This is a genomic window from Streptomyces sp. NPDC051286 (genome assembly GCF_044455345.1).
In the GTDB taxonomy this organism is placed as follows: domain Bacteria; phylum Actinomycetota; class Actinomycetes; order Streptomycetales; family Streptomycetaceae; genus Streptomyces.
The window spans coordinates 259,704-280,361 of the sequence record NZ_JBITER010000001.1 but is presented as its reverse complement, the minus strand read 5'-3'; the positions used below and the strand labels follow the sequence as shown (position 1 = coordinate 280,361).

The 20,658-nt window shown below is 70.8% G+C and carries 20 protein-coding genes; 13 read left to right on the top strand and 7 right to left on the bottom strand.

Annotation, left to right across the window (positions count from 1 at the left end):
- Window positions 1-47 precede the first annotated feature (47 nt).
- The 6 genes from ACIBB8_RS01285 to ACIBB8_RS01260 all read left to right on the top strand — a co-directional run bounded on the left by ACIBB8_RS01285 (window position 48) and on the right by ACIBB8_RS01260 (window position 5,467).
- The gene (locus ACIBB8_RS01285) at window positions 48-1,049 is read left to right on the top strand and encodes a Gfo/Idh/MocA family protein (RefSeq protein ID WP_398948316.1); all 1,002 of its coding nucleotides are present in this window, start codon (window positions 48-50) and stop codon (window positions 1,047-1,049) included.
- Window positions 1,050-1,130: 81 nt separating this feature from the next.
- Window positions 1,131-1,904, top strand: a complete 774-nt coding sequence (locus tag ACIBB8_RS01280; protein WP_398948315.1) for an SDR family oxidoreductase — start codon at window positions 1,131-1,133, stop codon at window positions 1,902-1,904.
- A gap of 174 nt (window positions 1,905-2,078) precedes the next feature.
- Entirely contained in the window at window positions 2,079-2,957 is an 879-nt protein-coding gene (locus ACIBB8_RS01275; RefSeq protein ID WP_398948314.1) for a PhzF family phenazine biosynthesis protein, read from the top strand.
- Between the two features lie 284 nt (window positions 2,958-3,241).
- A complete protein-coding gene (locus tag ACIBB8_RS01270) occupies window positions 3,242-3,904 on the top strand; it encodes a ScbR family autoregulator-binding transcription factor (protein ID WP_398948313.1) in 663 nt (220 codons plus the stop codon).
- A 145-nt stretch (window positions 3,905-4,049) separates the two neighbouring features.
- Window positions 4,050-4,451 carry a MazG-like family protein gene (locus tag ACIBB8_RS01265; RefSeq protein ID WP_398948312.1) on the top strand — a complete coding sequence of 134 codons (402 nt, stop codon included), beginning with the start codon at window positions 4,050-4,052 and terminating at the stop codon, window positions 4,449-4,451.
- A 113-nt stretch (window positions 4,452-4,564) separates the two neighbouring features.
- Window positions 4,565-5,467, top strand: coding sequence for a glycosyltransferase family 2 protein (locus ACIBB8_RS01260; RefSeq protein WP_398948311.1), 903 nt, complete (start codon window positions 4,565-4,567; stop codon window positions 5,465-5,467).
- A gap of 183 nt (window positions 5,468-5,650) precedes the next feature.
- Here ACIBB8_RS01260 and ACIBB8_RS01255 read toward each other — a convergent pair whose 3' ends face one another.
- The 3 genes from ACIBB8_RS01255 to ACIBB8_RS01245 all read right to left on the bottom strand — a co-directional run bounded on the left by ACIBB8_RS01255 (window position 5,651) and on the right by ACIBB8_RS01245 (window position 9,130).
- A complete protein-coding gene (locus ACIBB8_RS01255; RefSeq protein ID WP_398948310.1) occupies window positions 5,651-6,460 on the bottom strand; it encodes a hypothetical protein in 810 nt (269 codons plus the stop codon).
- Window positions 6,461-7,260: 800 nt separating this feature from the next.
- Entirely contained in the window at window positions 7,261-8,190 is a 930-nt protein-coding gene (locus ACIBB8_RS01250; RefSeq protein ID WP_398948309.1) for an LLM class F420-dependent oxidoreductase, read from the bottom strand.
- A gap of 415 nt (window positions 8,191-8,605) precedes the next feature.
- Window positions 8,606-9,130 carry a DUF2231 domain-containing protein gene (locus tag ACIBB8_RS01245; RefSeq protein WP_398948308.1) on the bottom strand — a complete coding sequence of 175 codons (525 nt, stop codon included), beginning with the start codon at window positions 9,128-9,130 and terminating at the stop codon, window positions 8,606-8,608.
- 642 nt (window positions 9,131-9,772) lie between these two features.
- On the opposite strand from ACIBB8_RS01245, the gene ACIBB8_RS01240 reads away from it, so the two are divergent.
- Genes ACIBB8_RS01240 through ACIBB8_RS01230 form a run of 3 tightly spaced genes read left to right on the top strand, consistent with a single transcriptional unit; the run spans window position 9,773 to window position 12,677 of the window.
- On the top strand, window positions 9,773-10,234 hold the full coding sequence (locus ACIBB8_RS01240) for an archease (RefSeq protein ID WP_398948307.1): 462 nt from the start codon (window positions 9,773-9,775) through the stop codon (window positions 10,232-10,234).
- A 26-nt stretch (window positions 10,235-10,260) separates the two neighbouring features.
- Window positions 10,261-11,244: a CapA family protein gene (locus ACIBB8_RS01235; protein ID WP_398948306.1), complete on the top strand. Its 984-nt coding sequence runs from the start codon at window positions 10,261-10,263 to the stop codon at window positions 11,242-11,244.
- Window positions 11,245-11,249: 5 nt separating this feature from the next.
- On the top strand, window positions 11,250-12,677 hold the full coding sequence (locus ACIBB8_RS01230) for an RtcB family protein (RefSeq protein ID WP_398948305.1): 1,428 nt from the start codon (window positions 11,250-11,252) through the stop codon (window positions 12,675-12,677).
- 64 nt (window positions 12,678-12,741) lie between these two features.
- Here the strand turns inward: ACIBB8_RS01230 and ACIBB8_RS01225 are convergent, their stop codons facing one another.
- On the bottom strand, window positions 12,742-14,214 hold the full coding sequence (locus ACIBB8_RS01225; RefSeq protein ID WP_398948304.1) for an ATP-binding protein: 1,473 nt from the start codon (window positions 14,212-14,214) through the stop codon (window positions 12,742-12,744).
- A gap of 812 nt (window positions 14,215-15,026) precedes the next feature.
- Here ACIBB8_RS01225 and ACIBB8_RS01220 point away from each other — a divergent pair.
- From ACIBB8_RS01220 to ACIBB8_RS01210, 3 genes are all read left to right on the top strand, one after another.
- Entirely contained in the window at window positions 15,027-16,379 is a 1,353-nt protein-coding gene (locus ACIBB8_RS01220) for a phosphoribosyltransferase family protein (RefSeq protein ID WP_398948303.1), read from the top strand.
- Window positions 16,380-16,437: 58 nt separating this feature from the next.
- Complete coding sequence (locus ACIBB8_RS01215; protein ID WP_398948302.1) at window positions 16,438-16,749, top strand: hypothetical protein; 312 nt, start codon at window positions 16,438-16,440, stop codon at window positions 16,747-16,749.
- Between the two features lie 349 nt (window positions 16,750-17,098).
- Window positions 17,099-17,530, top strand: coding sequence for a hypothetical protein (locus ACIBB8_RS01210; RefSeq protein WP_398948301.1), 432 nt, complete (start codon window positions 17,099-17,101; stop codon window positions 17,528-17,530).
- 19 nt (window positions 17,531-17,549) lie between these two features.
- Here the strand turns inward: ACIBB8_RS01210 and ACIBB8_RS01205 are convergent, their stop codons facing one another.
- From ACIBB8_RS01205 to ACIBB8_RS01195, 3 genes are read right to left on the bottom strand one after another with little or no spacing between them, the layout of a single operon-like run.
- Window positions 17,550-18,344 (bottom strand): SGNH/GDSL hydrolase family protein, encoded by a 795-nt coding sequence (locus ACIBB8_RS01205; RefSeq protein WP_398948300.1) that lies wholly within the window; start codon window positions 18,342-18,344, stop codon window positions 17,550-17,552.
- A 1-nt stretch (window position 18,345) separates the two neighbouring features.
- On the bottom strand, window positions 18,346-19,044 hold the full coding sequence (locus ACIBB8_RS01200) for a hypothetical protein (RefSeq protein ID WP_398948299.1): 699 nt from the start codon (window positions 19,042-19,044) through the stop codon (window positions 18,346-18,348).
- Window positions 19,041-19,829 (bottom strand): SDR family NAD(P)-dependent oxidoreductase, encoded by a 789-nt coding sequence (locus ACIBB8_RS01195; protein ID WP_398948298.1) that lies wholly within the window; start codon window positions 19,827-19,829, stop codon window positions 19,041-19,043. The genes ACIBB8_RS01200 and ACIBB8_RS01195 overlap by 4 nt, the downstream gene beginning before the upstream one ends.
- Before the next feature lie 69 nt (window positions 19,830-19,898).
- Here ACIBB8_RS01195 and ACIBB8_RS01190 point away from each other — a divergent pair, with 69 nt between their 5' ends.
- Window positions 19,899-20,450, top strand: coding sequence for a MarR family winged helix-turn-helix transcriptional regulator (locus ACIBB8_RS01190; RefSeq protein WP_398948297.1), 552 nt, complete (start codon window positions 19,899-19,901; stop codon window positions 20,448-20,450).
- Window positions 20,451-20,658: the final 208 nt, after the last annotated feature.

The window sequence follows — 20,658 nt, the reverse complement described above, 5'->3', positions numbered from 1 at the left end:
GCTCTCAGCTCAGCCGGAGTGGTCGAGACCTTTTCTTGGGGGCAGGCGTGAACAGGACCGTGCGTTGGGGCGTGCTGGCTACGGGTGGCATCGCCGCGACCTTCACCGCTGACCTGCAGGCGATGCCCGACACCGAAGTGGTCGCCGTGGCGTCCCGTACGGACACGGCGGCGAAGGCGTTCGCCGAACGGTTCGGCATACCGAAGGCGTACGGCAGCTGGGCCGAACTCGCCGCCGACGACGAGGTCGACGTGGTGTACGTGGCCACGCCGCACTCCGCGCACCGGGAGGCCACCGCGCTCTGTCTGGAGGCCGGGAAGCACGTGTTGTGCGAGAAGGCGTTCACCCTCAATTCCCGGGAGGCGGAGGAGCTCGTGGCGCTCGCCCGGGACCGTGGCCTCTTCCTCATGGAGGCGATGTGGACGTACTGCAACCCGGTCGTCCGGCGGCTGACCGCACTGATCGCCGACGGCGCCATCGGCGACATCCGTACCCTGCAGGCCGACTTCGGGCTCGCGGGTCCGTTCGGCCCGGACCACCGGCTGCGGGACCGGGCACTCGGCGGCGGCGCGCTGCTGGACCTCGGGGTGTACCCGGTGTCGTTCGCGCATCTGCTGCTGGGTGAGCCGGACCGTGTCCAGGCCGATGCGCTGCTCTCCCCCGAGGGCGTCGATCTGAACACCGGCATGCTGCTGGGCTGGGAGTCCGGGGCCACGGCGCTGCTGAGCTGTTCGGTCACCGCCGACACCCCGCAGACCGCGTCGGTCACCGGCACCAGGGGACGGATCGACTTCCCGCGCGGTTTCTTCTACCCGGAGCGGTTCGTGCTGCACCGGGAGGGTCACGACCCGGAGGAGTTCACTGCGGGGACCGCGGGCGACGGGCTCCGTGGGATGCAGTTCGAGCAGGCGGAGGTCCTGCGCGCGCTGCGGGCGGGTGAGACGGAGTCGCCGCTGGTGCCGCTGGACGGATCGCTGGCGGTGATGCGGACGCTCGATGCGGTACGTGACCGCATCGGCGTCCGCTACCCGGCGGACGACATCGGCTGATCGATCGGGGAATCACCCCTGGGAGCCCGAACCGGCCGCCCGGCGGCGACTCGTGAGGCGCAAGGCGTACGCTGCGGCGTCATGAGCAACAAACTGTTGAACCCGGATGCGAGGACGGCCGTCGTCACGGGCGCGGGCTCCGGGGTCGGCCGCGCGGTGGCTCTCGCTCTGACGGGCGCCGGCTGGTCGGTGGCGCTCGCCGGCCGCCGCCCCGAACCCCTCGCCGAGACTGTGGAACTGGCCGGGCCGGACGCCCGGGCGATCACCGTCCCCGCCGACGTCTCCCGCCCCGAGGACGTGGACGCGCTCTTCTCCTGCGTACGGGAGTGGACCGGCCGGGTCGACCTGCTGTTCAACAACGCGGGCACGTTCGGCCCGCGCTCCGTCCCGGTCGAGGAGCTCTCCTACGACGACTGGCGCACGGTCGTCGATGTGAACCTGACCGGGGCCTTCCTGTGCGCGCAGGCGGCGTACCGGCAGATGAAGGAGCAGGACCCGCAGGGCGGCCGGATCATCAACAACGGCTCGGTCTCCGCACATGCGCCGCGCCCCCACTCGGTGGCGTACACGGCGACCAAGCACGCAATGACCGGGCTGACGAAGTCACTGTCGCTGGACGGCCGTCCGTACCGGATCGCCTGCGGCCAGATCGACATCGGGAACGCGGCCACGGAGATGACGGAGCGGATGCAGACCGGCATCCTCCAGGCCAACGGCGAACTGGCGGTGGAGCCGGTGATGGCAGTGACGGACGTGGCCCGGACGGTGGTGCACATGGCGGAGCTGCCGCTCGAAGCCAACGTGCAGTTCGCGACGGTCCTGGCGACGACGATGCCGTACGTGGGCCGGGGCTGACGATTCCTTGCGCGCGCCGCCGGCCGAGGCGAGCGGCACGCTCCTGGACTCCTGCTCCCGGACGAAGAGGGGTACCGGCGTCGAGAACCGTCACCGAGCCCGCGGGCCGGGGTCCGGGGCGCCGGCCCGATCCGGGCGGGAATGCCGTGGACCGCGGCAGGGTTGAGCAGCGTCATGAGTGAGATTCCAGGAACCGAGGTCCTGCGCTACACCGCCTTCTCCGCCGACCCGCAGGGCGGCAATCCGGCGGGGGTCGTCCTCGACGCGTCCGGTCTCGACGACGCGGCGATGCTCGCGATCGCGGCGGAACTCGGCTACAGCGAGTCGGCCTTCCTGACCGGACCGGGCACTTCTGGCGAATCGGGCGGTCGCGGCTACACGATCCGCTACTTCAGCCCGAAGGCCGAAGTCCCGTTCTGCGGCCACGCCACCGTCGCGACAGCCATCGCCCTCGCCGAGCGCAACGGCCCCGGCGACCTGGTGTTCACCACTCAGGCGGGTACGGTCCCGGTCACCGTCGCCCAGGACGGCACCGAACTCCGCGCCACCCTCACGAGCGTCGAACCGCACGTCACGGATGTCGCCCCGGACGACCTGGCCGAAACGCTGGCCGCCCTGGACTGGCCGGCCGGCGACCTGGACCCGGCCCTGCCGCCACGGATCGCCTATGCGGGCGCCCGTCATCTGGTGCTGGCCGCCGGAAGCCGGGAGCGCCTCGCCGACCTCGACTACGACTTCGCCCGCCTCGAAGCACTGATGCACCGGCTCGACCTGACCACGGTCCAGCTGGTGCGGCGCGAGTCGGCGACCGTCTTCCACGTCCGCGACCCGTTCCCGGTCGGCGGCGTGGTCGAGGACCCGGCGACGGGTGCGGCGGCGGCCGCCTTCGGCGCGTACCTGCGCGAGCTGGCGCTCGTCCCGGACACCACGGTCCTCACCCTCCACCAGGGCCAGGACATGGGCCGCCCCGGCACGCTCGCGGTCGAACTGCGCGCGGGCGACGCGCGGGTGCGGGTGAGCGGCACGGGGACGCGTATCCCCGCGGCGGAGTGAGCAACCGGCCGAGGCCGGCCTGCTGACGTCACCGTGTGCCGGGCCTGGGCGGCGCCGAAGCCCGCGCCCCCCACCCTCAGCAGTAACGGTCTGGTGCACGATAGAGAGTGGATCAGCGAGCGGCGTCATGCGGCTTCGACGACAACGCCGCAAGCGGAGTCGCAGGGCGTCGGGAGCCCACTCCCTGTCGTGAGGGAGGCCGTAAGATACTGGCAGTCCGGTTTCCCCTTTCAGTCAGACCCCTGTGGCGCCGACCACGCCATGACTAGAGAGACTCGTAGCTGATGGCCCAGCAGGCGCGCGCGATCCAGACTCGACGGTCGATCCTGGTGGCGGCCGCCGCCGTGTTCGACGAGCGTGGCTACAGCAGCGCCACCATCAGCGAGATCCTCGCCCGGGCGGGGGTGACCAAGGGCGCACTGTACTTCCACTTCAACTCGAAGGAAGAGCTGGCGCTCGGCGTGATGGACGTCCAGCTGGACAGTTTCCCGCTGCCGCCGCAGCCGACGAAGCTTCAGGAGCTGGTGGACCAAGGGATGATTCTTGCCCACCGGCTCCGCCACGAACCCCTGGTGAGGGCAAGTGTCGGGCTGGCGATGGACCAGGCGGTCGAGGGTCTCGACCGGGGCACACCGTTCCGGGCCTGGATCGACCGGCTCGAACATCTGTTGATCACTGCCAGGAGCCAGGGCGAGCTGCTGCCGCACGTGCATCCGCGTGAGACCGCCGAGCTGCTGGCGGGCGCCTTCTCCGGGATCCAGGTGATGTCCCAGGTCCTGTGCCGGCGTGAGGACTTGGGGCGCCGGATCTCCGTACTGCTGCATTACGTCCTGCCGAGCATCTCGACACCCGCCGTGCTGGCCACGCTCGACATGTCCGAGGATCGCGGCGGGCGGCTGCTCTCGCAGCTGGAATCCGTGCCGAGCCAGGCCGGCGCCACCGGCTGATTGCCCGGAGCCGCACCGTCCGGCCCGGAATCGTACCGGGCGGTCTGCGGGACTCCCCCGGTTCTCCAGTGCCGGACGGCCAGTCCGGGACTTGGAGTGCACACGAGGACAAGCACCAGTGTCCGGACCTGGCAGGCTGCACCGTATGAGTGCCGACACGAACGGCCGCCCGGACGGTACGGACACCGACGATGCGGACCGGTCCCCCTGGGACACCATCGACCACCTCCGCAACTGGCTGGACGCGGGAACCGGCATCCGCCCCGAGCAGGACCTCCTGCTGCGGATGCTGAAACTCTCGGAGGAGGTCGGCGAGGTCGCCCAGGCCGTCATCGGGACCATCGGTCAGAACCCGCGCAAGGGCATCACCCATTCCTGGCAGGACGTGGAGGCGGAACTCTGCGACGTCATCGTGACGGCGATGGTCGCCCTCCGCACCCTCACCCCCGAGGCGCCTCAGGTATTCGCGGGGCATCTGCGACGGATCGCGGCACGGGTGCCCTCGCCGGAGCGGACCGGCGCGGCGGGCGGCGCCCCCGGTTCCTGACGACCGCTCCGCTACCGGGCGGCGGCATCCGCCTCGTGGCGGGTCAGCGACCGGCAGCTGAACATCGAGCGACTACGATCGCGGGCACCGCAGCGAGCTCAGGAGTGCTGACCTTGTCCGAACCGCGCATCGGCGTATCCATCGTGACCATGGGCGACCGCCCGCAACAGGTCGAGGCGCTGTTGGCCTCGGTGGCCATGCAGGACGTGCTGCCGGCCCGTCTCGTCGTCGTGGGCAACGGCTCACCGCTCCCGGACTTCACCGGCTTCCCCGGCCTGTCGGGCCTCGCCGGCGGCGTGACCACGATCGAGCTGGACGAGAACCTCGGCTGCCCCGGCGGCCGTAACGTCGCCATCGCGGCACTGGCTGAACTCGGGGACGTGGATGTCGTCATCGAGCTGGACGACGACGGTCTGCTCGTCGACGCCGGTGTGCTGCGCAAGGTCCAGGAGCTGTACGCCGCCGACCCGCAGCTCGGCATCGTCGGGTTCCGTATCGCCGACGAACACGGCGAGACGCAGCGCCGCCACGTCCCGCGCCTGCGCGCCACGGATCCGATGCGGCGCGGCCCCGTCACGGCGTTCCTCGGCGGTGGCCACGCCCTCTCCATGAAGATGCTCGCGGAAACGGGCCCCTGGCCGGCGGAGTTCTTCTTCACTCACGAGGAGACCGACCTCTCCTGGCGGGCGCTCGACGCCGGCTGGAAGATCCTGTACGAGCCCGATCTGCTGCTCCAGCACCCCAAGACGTCCCCGGCCCGGCACTCGGTCTACTACCGGATGACGGCCCGCAACCGTGTCTGGCTGGCCCGTCGCAATCTTCCGCTCCCTCTGGTCCCCGCCTATCTGGGCACCTGGGCCCTCCTCACCGTGGCCCGCACCCGCTCGGCCACGGGACTGCGCGCCTGGGCCGCCGGCTTCGCCGAAGGGGTCCGCACCCCGTGCGGGCGTCGGCAGCCGATGCGATGGCGCACGGTGTGGCGGATGACGATGCTGGGGCGGCCACCGGTCATCTGACCCGGACGTGCCGACGGGCGCCCGGTTCGCACGGTGCCCGCCGGCCTGCTCGCTCAGGCCAGTCGCAGATCGATGCAGGACACACTGTCACCCGGCAGCACACGGCGGTCGACTACGACGACGTCACCTGCCTTTCGGCCCATCGGACCTCGCTGTCGCACCGTCCCGGGCTGTCGCGGTTCCCTACCAGGAGGACGTGGGGCTGGTGGTGACCTGCCACTGATCGAGGATGCCGTCCCAGTCATGCATCGGTGCGGCGTTCATGCTGGTGTGAGAAGCCTGCTGGCCCCACGTCGTCTCCTGGTGCGACGAGCGATGCTGGGTGGGGTAGTACCACTGCCGGGACTGGGTCACGCTGGGCGCCTCGGCGCCGTCGACGCGGCGGTGACGGCCGGAACGGTCCAGCGGTTGCGCGCCATGGGTGAGGCGGCCCTGCGCCTCCAGGTACCGGGTGCGAGCGACGAGCCGGGGGAGATCGAGACCGAGCTCGCCTGCCAGTACGGAGAGGTCGGCGCCGGTGCTCCACGCGCCGACCAGAACCGCGTCCACGGCCGACGACGACACCATTCCTTGGACCGCCTCGTCGGCAGCGTCCGGCGTGCCGGGGGCCTGAGGGTGGCATGCAGATGGGGCCGGGGCCTCATGGGACACCGGCGTTTCCTCCGGTTCCGGGTAGGGCTGGCACCTGTCCGCGTCCTCGGGAGACAGCTCGTGCGCATCGGCAGCATGGTGGTCCAGGAGTGCCTTGGCGATGGCCCTGGCATCGTCCTTTCCCACGGTACGGCGAGCCATGCGCACTTCGCGTTCATGGAGCCCAAGGAGATCCGCGACGGTCCCGTCGCTCCCCAGTGTCACCGCGAACGCGGCCAGCGTCCGCATACGGTTCGCCTGTTGCTCGTCGAGGGTGCTCTGCGCATCGCGCACGTCCTCGTCATTCCTCAAATACGCCCGCGCCAGTACGGCGTGACGCTCCCACAGCTCCCTCGGTTCCATGTCGGGACCAACGTCCCTCCACAGGATTTGAAGCGACTTTCGGCCGAAAGGCACCAAGAAAGGTGAAACTCCATCTAATCTTGCCGTGTCGGACGGTAGTTACCCAAATGGCGGCTGATCGTTACCACCGTCATGAACGCACCCACTTCCGCTACCACCATCGGCAGAGGCTCGGCGGCATCCATTCCGCACCCCTCACAGGCCCCACGCCCTTCTCATGCCCGGCCGCGTCCGAGGCCCCAGCTGGATGTGGCTCACGGAGCGCGCGCATCGCGCGAGCAGCTCTCCGGCGCGTTCATGCCGGGTCAGTCTTATGCAGAGACGGCAAGTGACACACCGCTGTACGCCGAACTGGTGGCGAGCTGGTCGGCATGCGCCGCCACGGTGCCGGGCATCCCCGACTCCGAATGGCAGCGCCTGACCTCTTATCAGTCCTTTCTCTGTGAGGTCGAGTCGGTCCTCAGGGACCTTCGCCCCCACCGCGCCCCCGACACACTGTGCAGCCCTGCGGGCCCATCGGCCTACCCCATGGCCCTGAAGCAGACCCATGACGCCGCCGACGGTCACCCGCATACGAACTGAAGCCAACGGTCACACTGCCGCAGCCCAGCACCGCCGGTCCGCCGGTGCCCCCACGGTGCGCGGCCGACAGGGCATCGGTGACCAGCACCCGATCGTGAACACCGGCTCATGCGCCGGACAGGCACCGCCGCAATCCGAGGGGCGGACGCGGTGGTGTGCTGTCGGCCACCGCGATCCGTCCCGCCGGACGGCGGACCGGTGCTTCCTCGGTGCGACCGTCAGACGCCCGCCGCTCGGGCCGCCCGATACACCTCGGCCGCCACATCGGCCAGTTCGGCGGCGTCTCGCGTCGTTCCCTGGAGGTCCAGCAGGATCTCCGTCACACCCACTGCCGCATGGGCCACCAGGTCCTCCACGATCTGGGCCACGCTGCCGTGGAAGGGCTGCCGGTCCGCGCCCTCGAACGGCTTGGCGCTGTATCTCGCATTGGCACGGGCACACACCTCGATCGGCCTCTGCCTGCCACGCTCGGCCGCCAGGTCGTGTACCCGCCGCCACTGTTCGGCCAGTTCCGTGACACCCATGGCCACAGGCATCCAGCCGTCCGCCCGGTCCACCAGCCGGCGGGTGGCGCGTGGGCTGTTGGCCGGCAGATAGACCGGGATGGGGCGAACGGGCTTGGGGCCGACCTCGGCCGGTGCGATGGTGGTCAGCTCACCCCGGTACGAGACCGGGTCCGGGCCCCAGACGGCCGCGCAGACGTCGAGCAGTTCGTCCAGGACCGCGCCGCGCTTCTCGAAGGGGGCGACCGAGGCGGCCGCGTACTCGTCGAGTGACCAGCCGGTTCCGAGGCCCGCGATCACCCGGCCACCGCTCGCGACGTCGAGCGAGGCGAGCGATCGGGCCAGCTGGAACGGCACGTGGAGCGGGGCGACCAGGACGCTGGTGCCGAGCCGGGCCCGGTCGGTGGCCGCGGCGGCAAGTGTGAGGGTGACCAGCGGGTCGGCGACGCTGCGGTACTGGTCGGGCCACGGCAGCCCCGGTACGCCGTACAGCCCCTGGGTGGCCGGCTCCGGGAAGAGCACCCGCTCGAAGACCCACAGGCTCTCGTACCCGACATCCTCCGCCGCGCGTGCCACCGTGGCCACATCGCGACCGATGTCGTACTGCTTCATCTGCGGAAGACCGAGACCGAGTGAGACCGGCATGCGTGCACTCCTTCACGAGGACGGCGAGACAACTACCGTATGTCATTCGCCGATTGCCTGCGGTCAACAAGGCGGGTAGGGCGGGTCTGTGCGCCGGCGGGCGGCCGACGGGTGGCTCCCAGGTCGTGCTGCAAGGCCCTTCAGCCGGGGCCCATGCGGTCGTGTCCGTCGGCAGCACCCACAGACGTCCCATGACCTCGGCCGGTCCCAGGACTCCGGCTTCGGGACGTGCGACGCCGATCCGTACGGACAGTGCCGGCCGTTCCGCCCCGGCAACCGTGGCGAGCCCACTCCCCGCTGGCACCGGGGCGAGGCCGTGGGACCTCTTCCGGGGCCGGCGAAGCCGCCGCCGGCGGCGTCGATGGAGTCGGCGTGCCGGACCCTGGTCGCGCTGTGGGAAGTCAGGCGGCCGTGTTCAGGCCCTGTGGTCGCCGGCTGTGGCGGAGAACCTGTTGTTCCAGGTGGCCTTGGCGCCCGAGTCACCGATGCGGTAGACCTGCACGACCGCGCCGACTGCCACGGCCAGACACAGCACCACCGATGTCGCTCGCAGGGGAGTACTCACCTCTGCCGATGAACTCCTGCCGCTGTAGAACGAGGAAGTAGCTGCATACGCGCGCCGGTAGAACCACCACAGGGCTGCGCTCAGGACGAACAGGCCCACGGCCCACGGCAGGAGCTCGTCGCCCAGATCCGCGTGCCTTGCCACCAAGGCGTTCTGCACGATGCGCCCCTCCAGCCACTCGCCGGCGCCTGTTGTCAGGGGCACCGAGACCAGGGTGACGAGGGCCAGGAGGGGCAGGGCCAGGCCGAAGCGGCGCATGATGGGGGGCCAGGCGGCGCAGACCACGAGAGCCAGTGCGGTGAGTGGCACGAAGACCACGACGAGGTGGACCAGCAGTGCGTGTGCGGGGACGCCGTTGATCAGGGTGGGTTCCACAGATCTGCTCCTTCGAGAGCGCTCCTTGGGGGCACTGGACACGCGGTGTGCACACAGGGACACGTAGGGAAGTGCTTCGCGCCCCGCTCGGGATGCTCCGGAGCGGGGCGCGAGGCGAGCGGCCTACGAAGCAGGGGTCCCCCGGCCGTCAGGTTCAGCGGCCCGTCGACTGTCTTCGCTTCACGCCCCCATGCGTAGCGTTACTCGACGTGTTCGGATGGGTGACAGACCGCCATGTGCTCCAATCGCCGCCGCAACGGACCTCCCCTGGCGGTATGACCCTGGGGACTGTTCTCCCTGCCGCGTCTCCCCCACACGAACAGTCCGACGCGTACGAGCCGGATACCCGCCCTGCCGCCGCACAGCAGCTCGGCCCTGCCGATGGCGGACCGTACGATGCCGGCCGTCTGCGCCGGCCGACGATGCGCCCGGCGTCTCCCGGTCGAAAACGAGCTGGAGCGGGCGTGCCGGCGGGCGTCCCGTCGAGGTGAGACCGCCGGGCCCTGGACAGTGACCGCGTGCGTCGCCTCGTGCAGGTTGCCCCGAAGCGGTGTGCGGGACGACTCTGGAGGAAGCATCGCCTGCGGTTCGGAGAACTCGCCGTGAGGCTGTGCATCCGGAGACTACGGAGAGGTGCCGGCCGTGGACGGTCGGGAACCTGTGGGAAAGCGGCCCGGCGCGCGTGGCCACCGGGCTGTGCCGCACACCGCGGACATGCGGGTGGAGGCGTGGTCGCCGACAGCCGAGGGCTGCATCGGCGAGGCGGTGCGCGCGATGGTGGAGGGTTTCGCCGACACGTCCGGGGCCGCAGTCGCCGGGGAACGCGAATTCGCGGTCACGGGGGAGTCTGACGAGGACCTGCTGGTGTCCGTCCTGGAGGAGGTCGTCTACCGGATGGATGCCGACGGTGAGATCCCGCTCGATGTGGAGGTGGGGCCGATCCGGTCGGCGGGGGGCAGCCGGGAGCTGTCGGTCCGTTTCCGGATGGCAGACGTCGGCACCGCCGCGCCGGTCGGTGCCGTACCCAAGGCCGTTTCGCTGCACGACCTGCACCTGCGCGGCGGCCCCGGCGGCTGGACCTGCCGGGTGACGCTCGACGTCTGAGTGCACAGCGGGAAAGGGACGGAATCATGGCGCTCACGGTGGCACTGGCCGGCGACACCATGCTCGGGCGCGGCGTCGCCGAGGGGCTGCGCCGCTCGCCGGTGCCGGAAACGCTCGTCTCCGCAGGGGTCAGGGAGGCGGTCGCGGAAGCGGATCTGTTCGTGCTCAACCTGGAGTGCTGTGTCTCCGACCGCGGGCACCGCTGGCCCGACCCGCGCAAGCCCTTCTTCTTCCGCGCGCCCTCGGCCGCCGCGAAGGTGCTGGCCGAACTGGGGGTGAGCTGTGTGACGCTCGCCAACAACCATGCTCTGGACTACGGGTTCGACGCCATGGCCGACACCCGCACCCTGCTGGCCGGGGCGGGCGTCCGCGCGGTCGGTGCCGGGGCGAACGCAGGCACGGCCCGGGAGTTCGCGGTGCTGGAGGCGGGCGGAGTCCGGCTGGCGGTGGTGGGCGTCACGGACCACCCGGAGGAGTATGCGGCCGGCGAGGACAGTCCCGGTGTCGCCTGGGCCGACCTCCATGCGGGCGTGCCCGGCTGGCTGACGGAGTCGGTGGCCCGGGCCGCCGCGGCAGCGGATGTCGTGCTGGTGACTCCGCACTGGGGTCCCAACATGACCTCCCGGCCGCCGCGCCACGTGTCGGCTGCGGCCCCGGAGCTGCTGGCGGCAGGAGCGACACTGGTCGCCGGGCACTCCGCCCATGTCTTCCACGGGATCGCCGACCGGATCCTCTACGACCTGGGTGACTTCGTCGACGACTACGCCGTCGACCCGGTCCTGCGCAATGATCTCGGGCTCCTCTTCCTGGTGACCCTGGACGGCCCGGATGCCGCGCATCTGGTTCCCGCGCGGGTGGAGGCGGTGCCGCTGGCCCTGGACTACTGCCACACCCGCTTGGCGGTCGGCGAGGACCGGGAGTGGATCCGCGAGCGGTTCACCACCGCCTGCGCCGAGTTCGGCACCGCCGTCGCCGATCGGACCGGACGGCTGACGGTGGACTGGAGGTGAGGGACGTGGAGATCGCACTGGTGGAGAAGAACCAGTACCGCTTCCGGATCGAGCAGCGGGAGCCGATGCGCGTACCCGGGGTGGTGTTCGCCTCGCGGGCGCTGCTGCCGCAGGCGGCGGGGGACAAGGCGCTGGAGCAGGTGGCGAACGTGGCGACGCTGCCCGGCATCGTCCGCGCCTCCTTCGCCATGCCCGACGTCCACTGGGGCTACGGCTTCCCGATCGGCGGGGTGGCTGCCACCGACATCTCCCACGGCGGGGTCATCTCACCCGGCGGCGTCGGGTTCGACATCTCCTGCGGCGTACGGCTGCTGGCCGCCGGCATCGACCGCGAGGCGCTCGGCCACGACCGGATGCGGCGGCTGATGGACATCCTCGACCGCACCATCCCGCGCGGCATGGGGCGCGGCGGCCTGTGGAAGCTGTCGGGGGCCGGGGAGATGGACGAGTTGCTGGTCGGCGGCGCTCGCTACGCGGTCGAGCGCGGCCATGGTGTGCCACGCGACCTCGCGCGCTGCGAGGACTACGGCGTCCTGGACGGCGCGGCCCCGGGGCAGGTGAGCAAGCGCGCCGTCGAGCGCGGCCTGCACCAGGTGGGAAGCCTCGGCTCGGGCAACCACTTCCTGGAGGTCCAGGCGGTCGACCAGGTCTACGACCGGGTCACCGCGGCGGCCTTCGGGCTGCGGGTGGGCCAGGTGTGCGTCATGATCCACTGCGGTTCGCGCGGCCTGGGACACCAGGTGTGCACCGACCACGTGCGCGTGATGGACCAGGAACTGCACCGGTCGCGCATCCAGGTACCGGATCGGCAGCTGGCCTGCACGCCGGTCGACTCGCCGCGGGGCCGCGCCTACCTGGGGGCGATGGCGGCGGCCGCCAACTACGGCCGGGCCAACCGCCAGCTGCTGTCCGAAGCCGCCCGCCATGCCTTCGCGACGGCTGCGGACGTCGGTCTGGATCTGGTCTATGACATCTCGCACAACACCGCCAAGCTCGAAACGCACGAAGTGGACGGTGTGGCACGTCAGCTGTGCGTCCACCGCAAGGGCGCCACGCGGGCGCTGCCGCCCGGCGACCCGAGCCTGCCCGAGGACCTCGTCGGGGCGGGCCAGCCGGTACTGGTCCCCGGGACGATGGGCACCGCCTCGTATGTGATGGTCGGCCTGCCCGGCAATGACGCCTTCCATTCCGCCTGCCACGGCGCCGGCCGGGTCTGGAGCCGCCACCACGCGCTGCGCATGGTCCGCGGGGAGCGGCTTCGCGGCGAGCTGGAGGCCCGGGGCATCGCCGTGCGCCCCTCGTCGTGGCGTGGTCTCGCCGAGGAGGCGCCGGAGGCGTACAAGGACGTCGACGCGGTCGCCGCCGTCACCGAGGGCGCGGGACTCGCCCGGCTGATCGCCCGCCTGGTGCCGCTGGGCGTCGTCAAGGGATGAGCCGGGACGGGGCGGGAGAGAGGGGCGCGGTTGCAGAGCACGGCGGGAAGCCGGACGCTGCCTCTCACTCTCCGTGGTAGAGCCGGTCGGGATCCACCAGGATCACCTCGCCGCGCACCTCGGCCTCGCGCAGGTGCGGGCTGAACCCGGCCGCGCTGTAGCAGGCCGGCCGGGCCCGGCTCACGTCCTCGCCGCGGTCGGCGAGTTCGGCCAGGATCTGGAACTGCTCGTGCAGGTGGTGCATGTCCATCGCCTCGTCCCAGCAGGCCCTGCCGACCGAGAGCAGGACCGTACGGCCGTGCACCTCGCCTCGGACCACCACATCGACGTCGACCGGCCGGTGCCCCTGGGCCCCTGGAAGCGACCCGGTGGAGGCGGTGACGGGCCGGAGGCCGAAGGTGTCCCGGGACGCGAACCCGGTCACCCAGTCCCGGCACACCTGGGCGAAATGCGGCCGGACCAGCATGGATTCGAAGGCGGACCGCGCCGACTTCCAGACCTCTGCGGGGCCCTGCCGCCCCAGCGCGATGCGGTTGGGGCGTATGACGGCGTGGTCGAAGGCGAGCAGCGGCTCGGTGATGCGGTAGCGGGTCACGCCCGGCCGAAAGGCATCGGGTACGCCCTCGACGAGGCCGCAGTCACGCAGTACGGAGAGGATGTGGGGCACCTCGGTGCCCGGGCGGTCCAGCCAGTCGGCGATCGCGCCGGGCGTCGAGCAGCCCTCGGCGATGGCGGCCAGGGTGGAGTGGCACAGGCCGCGGTCCCAGCCGTCGGGCTCCTGCTCGATGATGTGTCCGGCCTTCCACAACAACGGAAGACGGGGGTTGAGGACGGTCCGGCACACCCAGGCGTCGAAATCGTCGGGGCCGGCCGGGATGTCCTCGCTGGCCGGGTCGTACCGGAAGGCGGTGCTTGCGCCGACGACGGCGTGGACCTGGAGGGCGAGGCGCGGATCGTCGATGCTCCAGAGCCGCGCGCCCTGCCGGAAGTCCAGGGGCAGGAACTTCAGGTGGAGGTCTGCCGAGGCCGAGTCGGTGCCGAGCAGTCGGCGCATCATCGGCATGGCACTGCCGCACAGCAGCAGCCGCACCCGGTTGGGCCGGCCCGCTTCGCGCAGTCGGCGGCAGACACTGCTGACGGCGGAGGGCAGTGCGGGGCTCTGCCGGACGAGTTCGGGGAAGCCGTCGATGACGACGGGCAGCGGATGTTCGCTCGCGAGAGTCGCGAAGGCGTCGAGCGCGTCCGCCCAGCAGGTCCAGCGAGTCGGGCGGGTGGCACCGGTGTGACGGGCGAGCTGGTCGCCGAGCCGCCGGAGGGACTCCGCTTCCGCAACGTCCTGGGCTCCGAAGTAGAAGCCACCGGTCGCCGAGGTCAGTTGCTGGAGCAGGAAACTCTTACCCTGCCGACGGGGCCCGGTGACGATGGCGACCGCGGGCCCGGGCCGTGGATCGCGGGCGAAGGCGACGAGCGCGTCCCATTCGGCCTCACGGTCGAAGAGCTCCTTCGGCCGGACAGCAGTGGCGGTGGCGGATCGCACGGGTGGGTCGCCCCCTCGTTCGGCGGCAGCCTGCAGACCCAGTAGACCTCCGGGGTGGCCGCCGCGCCTCTCAACGGGCGGGACGGGGCAGCGTATGTCAGGGGCGGGATGCCGCGTGCGGGCCGATGGCGCCGCGTACCACGGTGGTCCGGTGTCGACCTGGGTGTTCGAAGGCGCAGCGAAGGGGCCGGGTGGACAGCGACGACGCCGTCCACCGGGCGGCACGGGCCCGTGACGGTGGACGGTCCGGGACCGACGCGGACGGGATGTCGACGACCTGCTCCGTCCGGTGGCCGGCACCCCACCGAGGTACCAGCCGCATCATCCGTTCATCCGAATTCATCGGGGCGGAGGGATGTGTCCCTGGCGCGCCGGGGCGGCGGTCACGGTGGGCTGCGGTGGTGAAGCCGTTCGGCGCTCGCGCCTGCGCGGAACGCGAGTAGCGTGGGGCGTGAGGCAGGACCGGCAAGAAGTCGGCTGCCGCCCCGGGCGTGGGAGCCGCGGGCGGAGCAGCGAGGGCGGCCGTCCGGTACTGCTGGAGCGGTCGATGGGGTCGGCTGACATCAGACCGTTCCGCACCGCTCGTAGTCGGTGGCGAACCGAAGAGACCGGCTCGACGGACCCACGTGTCCCGGACGGGCCGCACCTCTCATCGGCGACGTGACCCCGACGGCTCGTAGGAGCCGCGAGCGTGCCGCATCGCCGACGAGGAGCGACCGTGAGCGGCGCGTTTCTCGCCCCGCGAATCCCCGGGCGCAGGTGCCCGCGCGGGGAGCCGCGGCGAGGTTCTGCCGCATCGAGGAGGCTGGACCATGCACTTCGCTGACCGCCCTGACGCGGGGCGGCGACTGGCCGGGCTGCTGACGCACCTCTCGGGCGAGGACGTCGTCGTCCTCGGGCTTCCCCGTGGTGGCGTGCTGGTGGCGGCGGAGGTCGCCGAGGCCCTGGGAGCGCCGCTGGACATCATCGTGGTGCGCAAGCTCGGCGTGCCCTTCCAGCCGGAGCTGGGCATGGGAGCCATCGGTGAGGACGGCGTGCGCGTCGTCAACGAGGAGGTGATGCATGCGACGCGAACGACCGAGGAGGAACTGGCCGCTGTGGAGGAGCGGGAGCGTGCGGAGCTGGACAGGCGTGCCCGGCGCTACCGGGGCAGTCGGCCGCGTACCGGGGTCAGGGGCCGGACGGTGGTCGTCGTCGACGACGGCGTCGCCACCGGGTCGACCGCCCGGGCCGCCTGCCTGATCGCCCGCGGCCAGGGAGCGGCCCGGGTGGTCCTCGCCGTCCCCGTGGCACCGGAGGGCTGGACCGCCAAGATGCAGGACGCCGCCGATGAACTGGTGTGCCCGAGCACCCCGGTCGGCTTCCTCGGGATCGGGCAGTTCTACGAGGACTTCGCGCAGACCACCGACACCGAGGTCATCGCCTGCCTCGAGCGGGCGGCGGACCGGCTGTCAGGGAGCGGTCCGCTGGGCTCGGCCGCGCAGGATGCAGCACGATCCGCCGCTCCGCCCGTCGCGGATCCGGACGTCGTGGTGCACGCCGGACCGGTCCGGCTCGCCGGTCAGTTGGCCGTCCCCGAAGGGGCCACGGGCCTCGTGGTGTTCGCTCACGGCAGCGGCAGCAGCCGGCACAGCCCGCGCAACCGCTCCGTCTCGGACTCGCTGAACAAGGTCGGCCTGGCCACGCTGTTGTTCGACCTCCTGACGGCGGAGGAAGAACTGGACCGGGCCAACGTCTTCGACACCGCCCTGCTGGGCCGCCGCCTGACCGACACCACCGGTTGGCTGCTCGAACAGCCCGAGGTCGAAGGCCTCGCGGTGGGCTACTTCGGCGCCAGCACCGGCGCGGCCGCCGCGTTGTGGTCGGCGGCGGAGCCGGGCTCCCCGGCGGTGGCGGTCGTCTCCCGCGGCGGCAGGCCCGATCTGGCCGGGGCCCGCCTGCCGGCGGTGACCGCGCCCACGCTGCTCATCGTCGGGGGCGAGGACGAGGTGGTGCTGGACCTCAACCGCCAGGCTCAGGCACAGCTGCGCTGCGAGAGCCGGCTCGCCGTGGTCCCAGGCGCCACTCACCTGTTCGAGGAGCCCGGTGCTCTCGCAGAGGTGGCGGACCTGGCCACGGGGTGGTTCACCGGCCACCTGGGCCGTCGCGCAGGACCGGGAGGCTGAGCGTCGCCGTGCCGGGGCGCGGCCGCCGCCGCGCTCCGGCACAACCGTGCCGGTCGCGGTGAGCGTCGAACTCCTGGAGAACTCCCTTGCCTGGCAGGCCGCCGCACCAGTGGTCCGGTCCGCCCTGCTGGACCACTGGGAGGACGACGGCTGGCGCATTCTCCAGTACTCGGGGGTGTACAGGGACCGGGAGAACGCGCGCCCGGTCGCGGTGGTGTTCGCACTCGACGCCACGGCCGGCCGCGACACCGGTGACGACCCGGTCGTCCGTGTCAGTTACGTCGACGCGGACAGCGGCGAGGCGGTGGACGTGGACGTGGACGAACTGGCCGCTGTGCCGTCGCGGAAGATCCTGCCGATGGCGGGCTGACGAGGCGGACGAATCACCAGCCCGCGCAGGCCTCCGGAACACAGTGCACAGCAGCGCCGGACCGATAGCCGGGTCCGGCGCTGCCTGGTTCGGGTCCGCCTCCTGGTTGCCGTCGTCGAGGGGCCGGTCCCTCACCAGCCGCCGGAGATTTTGACGCGGGCGTTGAGGCCGCCCGTGCCGTTGACCTTGTAGAGGTAGGGCATTCCGATGGCGCCCGACTGGGATTCGGGGGCTGCCCGGTCACCCGTACCGCTACCGGTGAAGTCACCGGCGTTGTAGTCCGAGATCCCGTTCCAGCCACCGAAACCGATCTCCGTACGGAAGAACCGCCATCGACGGCGCCGTCGCCATGACCCTTGTACAGGTAGAACGTCCCGGTCGACGTCCCGACACCGCCAAGATCATCCCCACCGTCACCGTGAAGTCGCCGACGAAGGTGTTGCTGATGCCGTTTCAGCCGCCGGAACCGATCTCCGTACAACTGCCCTGTCCCGCTACCGGTACCGGGGTACGGACCGGGCTTGCCGCTCTCCACCTCGGTGCCGACGAGATCGCCCTTGCCGTCCTTGTTCACGTCACTGACAGCCGGGGTCACCATGGTCCGCGCATCCCTGATCGGCCGGCCGGCCTCACCTTGACCTGGTCCGCCGTCAGCAGAACCTGGCAGGCCCGACACCTGTTCCAGCAGCACGGCCACCACAGCGAGCCGCTTCCCGTCCGCCTCATCGACCCGCGTGAACTCGCCAGATACGTCATGAACGCGACGTCAACGACGAGTTGACGCGACACACACCACTAATTCATCGACAGGCCCCAAGGGCGTGGACCACAGCGACAGCGACGGCCCGCTGCCCGGCGAGCGTGAGGTGTACGCCGTCCTCCAGATGCAGACCGGCGGTGATGCCCCGGGTGTCGACGGTGGGTTCCGGCTGCGCGTGCAGGAACTCGGCGATGCGGCCGATGTCCGTGTTGGACCAGGTGATCTGGGCCCGCTGGAAGTGCGGGTACGCATTGAGACGCTCTTCGTCCACCGTGGTCGGTGTGATCCAGAGCCATCGGGCGGACGTACGTCCGGTGGCGAGCCCTCGCAGAGCGAGCAGGTTGCGTTCGGTTTCTTCCAGGCTGACCAAGGGTGAAGCGCCCTCGGGGCCGAGGCGTTGGATGTCGTTGGCGCCGAGCATGCACAGCACCCAGTCGGGGCGGTGGAACGCCAGGAGGTGCACCTGAGCCAGGGCCTGGGTGGTGGTGCATCCCGAGACCGCGAGATTGGTGAGCGTGATGTCGCCGGGGAGGACGTGGCGCAGGATTTCGAACCAGGACATCCGGTCGGCGGTTGTGCTTTCTCCTATGACGACGACGCGCTGTCCTGACATGAAGGGCAGTCGGGCCACACAGTCCGCGAAGCCGGTGTCCGTGAGCAGATCGGCGGCGACCTGCCGTACTTGATCCTCGAAGCCCTGCCGCAGGCTGCGGTAGGCGGCGAGGTCGAGGCCGAAGAGTCCGGCGACGCGAGACTCGTCGAGTGCGCCGAGGAAGGGAAGGCTCCTTTCGGGCTGCTGAAACCGCACCAGCTTTTCGGTCTGATCGGCGTTCATGTCATCCGTCCGTTCGGGTGCGTTGACGGGGCAGCAGGAAACCGGCGGCAATCAGCCAGGCCAGGCCGCTGAACCGGGCGACCGGGAGCAGATAGGCCGCTTCGTTGATCAACAGGGTGAGGGTGGACAGTTCGGCGATGGCGGCGATGATCAGACCGGTGATCGCCAGTCGGCGGGGCAGTACAGAGGCGAGGAGTCCGGGCACGGCGATGCCCGCGACAAGCAGGCCGAGCGGCACCACATGCCCGGGGCCGCCGGTGATGAAGGCGAGGTCCTGCAAGGCCCGTACGAGAGCGGGCTGGTCGAGGGCCTCGGGGCGGGACAGTACCCAGCTCACCAGGCCTGAACAGGCCAGGAAGGCCGCGGCGAGCACCCCGCCGGTCAGGGCGATGGTCGCGCCGGGTGCGCGGATGCCGAGCCTGTTCAGCCGCGCCGCCACTGTGGCCGCGTAGATCGCCAGTGGAATCGCGGCCGCGAACTGCAGGGCGGCGCTGACCTGAACGGCGCCTCGGTTGCCGCGGAAGTACGCCAGGATGTCGCTGGTGGAGCCGAACGGTGAGGGAAAGGGACGGCCGTCGGCCAGCACGGTGCTGATGACGAGCCCGGCGAGGAAGAGCGTGGTGAACACCACGGCGAGCACGCCCGGCGGTGGTCCGCCCTGAGCTTGTCGCCGGTTCCGAGTAGGGGCGGTGGCGGTCATACGATCACCCGCCCGCCGGTCAGGTCGAGGGTGGCCCCGGTGATCCAGGATGCCGCGTCGGAAGCCAAGTAGAGCACCGCCTGGGCAATGTCCTCAGGCTGCCCGATCCGTCCGAGCGGGAAGGTGCCGGCCAGCGTTTCCATCTGCTGGGCGGACATGAACTGTTGCATCCGGTCGCCCTGCACCGCAGACGGTGCCAGACAGTTGACCCGGATGCCATGGCGGCCGACCTCGTTGGCCAGATGCTTGCTGAGCATCACCACACCCGCCTTGGCCACGGCGTAGGCGGCGTTTGCTCCACCGGGCCGTCGTCCGGCCGTGGACGCCATCATGACCACCGACCCCGTCTCGCGTTCGATCATCGCGGGGAGAAAAGCCGTCACGGTGAGGTACACCGATGTCAGGTCGGAGCTGATGACGGCGCGCCACCGGTCGGGTCCCAGCTCTGTGGTCGGCACGGGACTTCCCTGGCCCCCGGCGAACGGGACAAGCACGTCCACCGGGCCCAAGGCGCGCTCCACCGTTGCGCGCAGCCGTCCTACCGTGTCGGGGTCGGTCACATCACCTGGCGCCGCCATGGCGTGACCCCCATCGGTGTTGATCGATTCCACGACCGCGTCGATCGCCGCGGCGTCCCGGCCGTTGACCGCGACCCTTACCCCGTTGGCGGCCAGCGCCCGGCAGGTGACCGCGCCGATTCCGCGTGATCCGCCGGTGACGAGGGCCACTTTGCCGACGAGATCCGGGTAACGCGGCCAGGAATCAGTCCTGTTCGATAACTGCACGACACTATCCGTTCTCTGGATTGAATGGTTCACCATAGAGAATCGTTCTGAGTCGCGTACGATAGCCGGGTGAGCACACCATGGCAACCAGGCGAAGATCGCGAGGCGTCGCCCCCGCGGCCGCAGGGCACGGCGTTCCTGCTTGCCCAGATCGGCGCGCACGCCGCGGGCCGCTTTGCCGAACGGGTCGGTCAACTCGGGCTGGCCCCGCCGGATGTCGGAGTGCTGCGCATGATCGCCGGCCAACCCGGGCGAAGTCAGCGGTCATTGGCCGCCGAACTGGGGGTTGTGCCCAGCCGCGTCGTCACCTTGATCGACAACCTTGACGACAAGGGACTGGTGGAGCGGCGCCGCAGCACCGAGGATCGTCGCAACCACGCGTTGTATCTGTCCGCCGAAGGCCAACGCGTTCTCGACGCGATATGGCAGGTTGCCTCCGCGCATGAGGAAGATGTCTGCTCAGCCCTGGACCACGACGAGCGGGCCCAACTGACCGCACTGCTTGCGCGCATCGCCGACCAGCAGGGCCTCACCCCGGGTGTCCACCCGGGCTACCGAACCCGGGGCGGTTCACCGTCCGGCAGGCGCTCAAAGACGTCCACCAAACAGTCCATGCCGTAGCCGACCGGGGTGAACAACGCATCCGGCAGCAGGGATGGAACAACAGGCCATGCCCCATCGACCCGGACCAGCACAGAGGCGTCAGCAACCTCCGTCCCCCAGGGACTTTTCAGGGACTTTCAGCGCGGTCCGAGGGACTCCCGAGGGACTTTTCGCTGCCTGACGCGGCAAGTCCATGAGAGCCCAGAAAGGGCCTCCGACGCAGGTC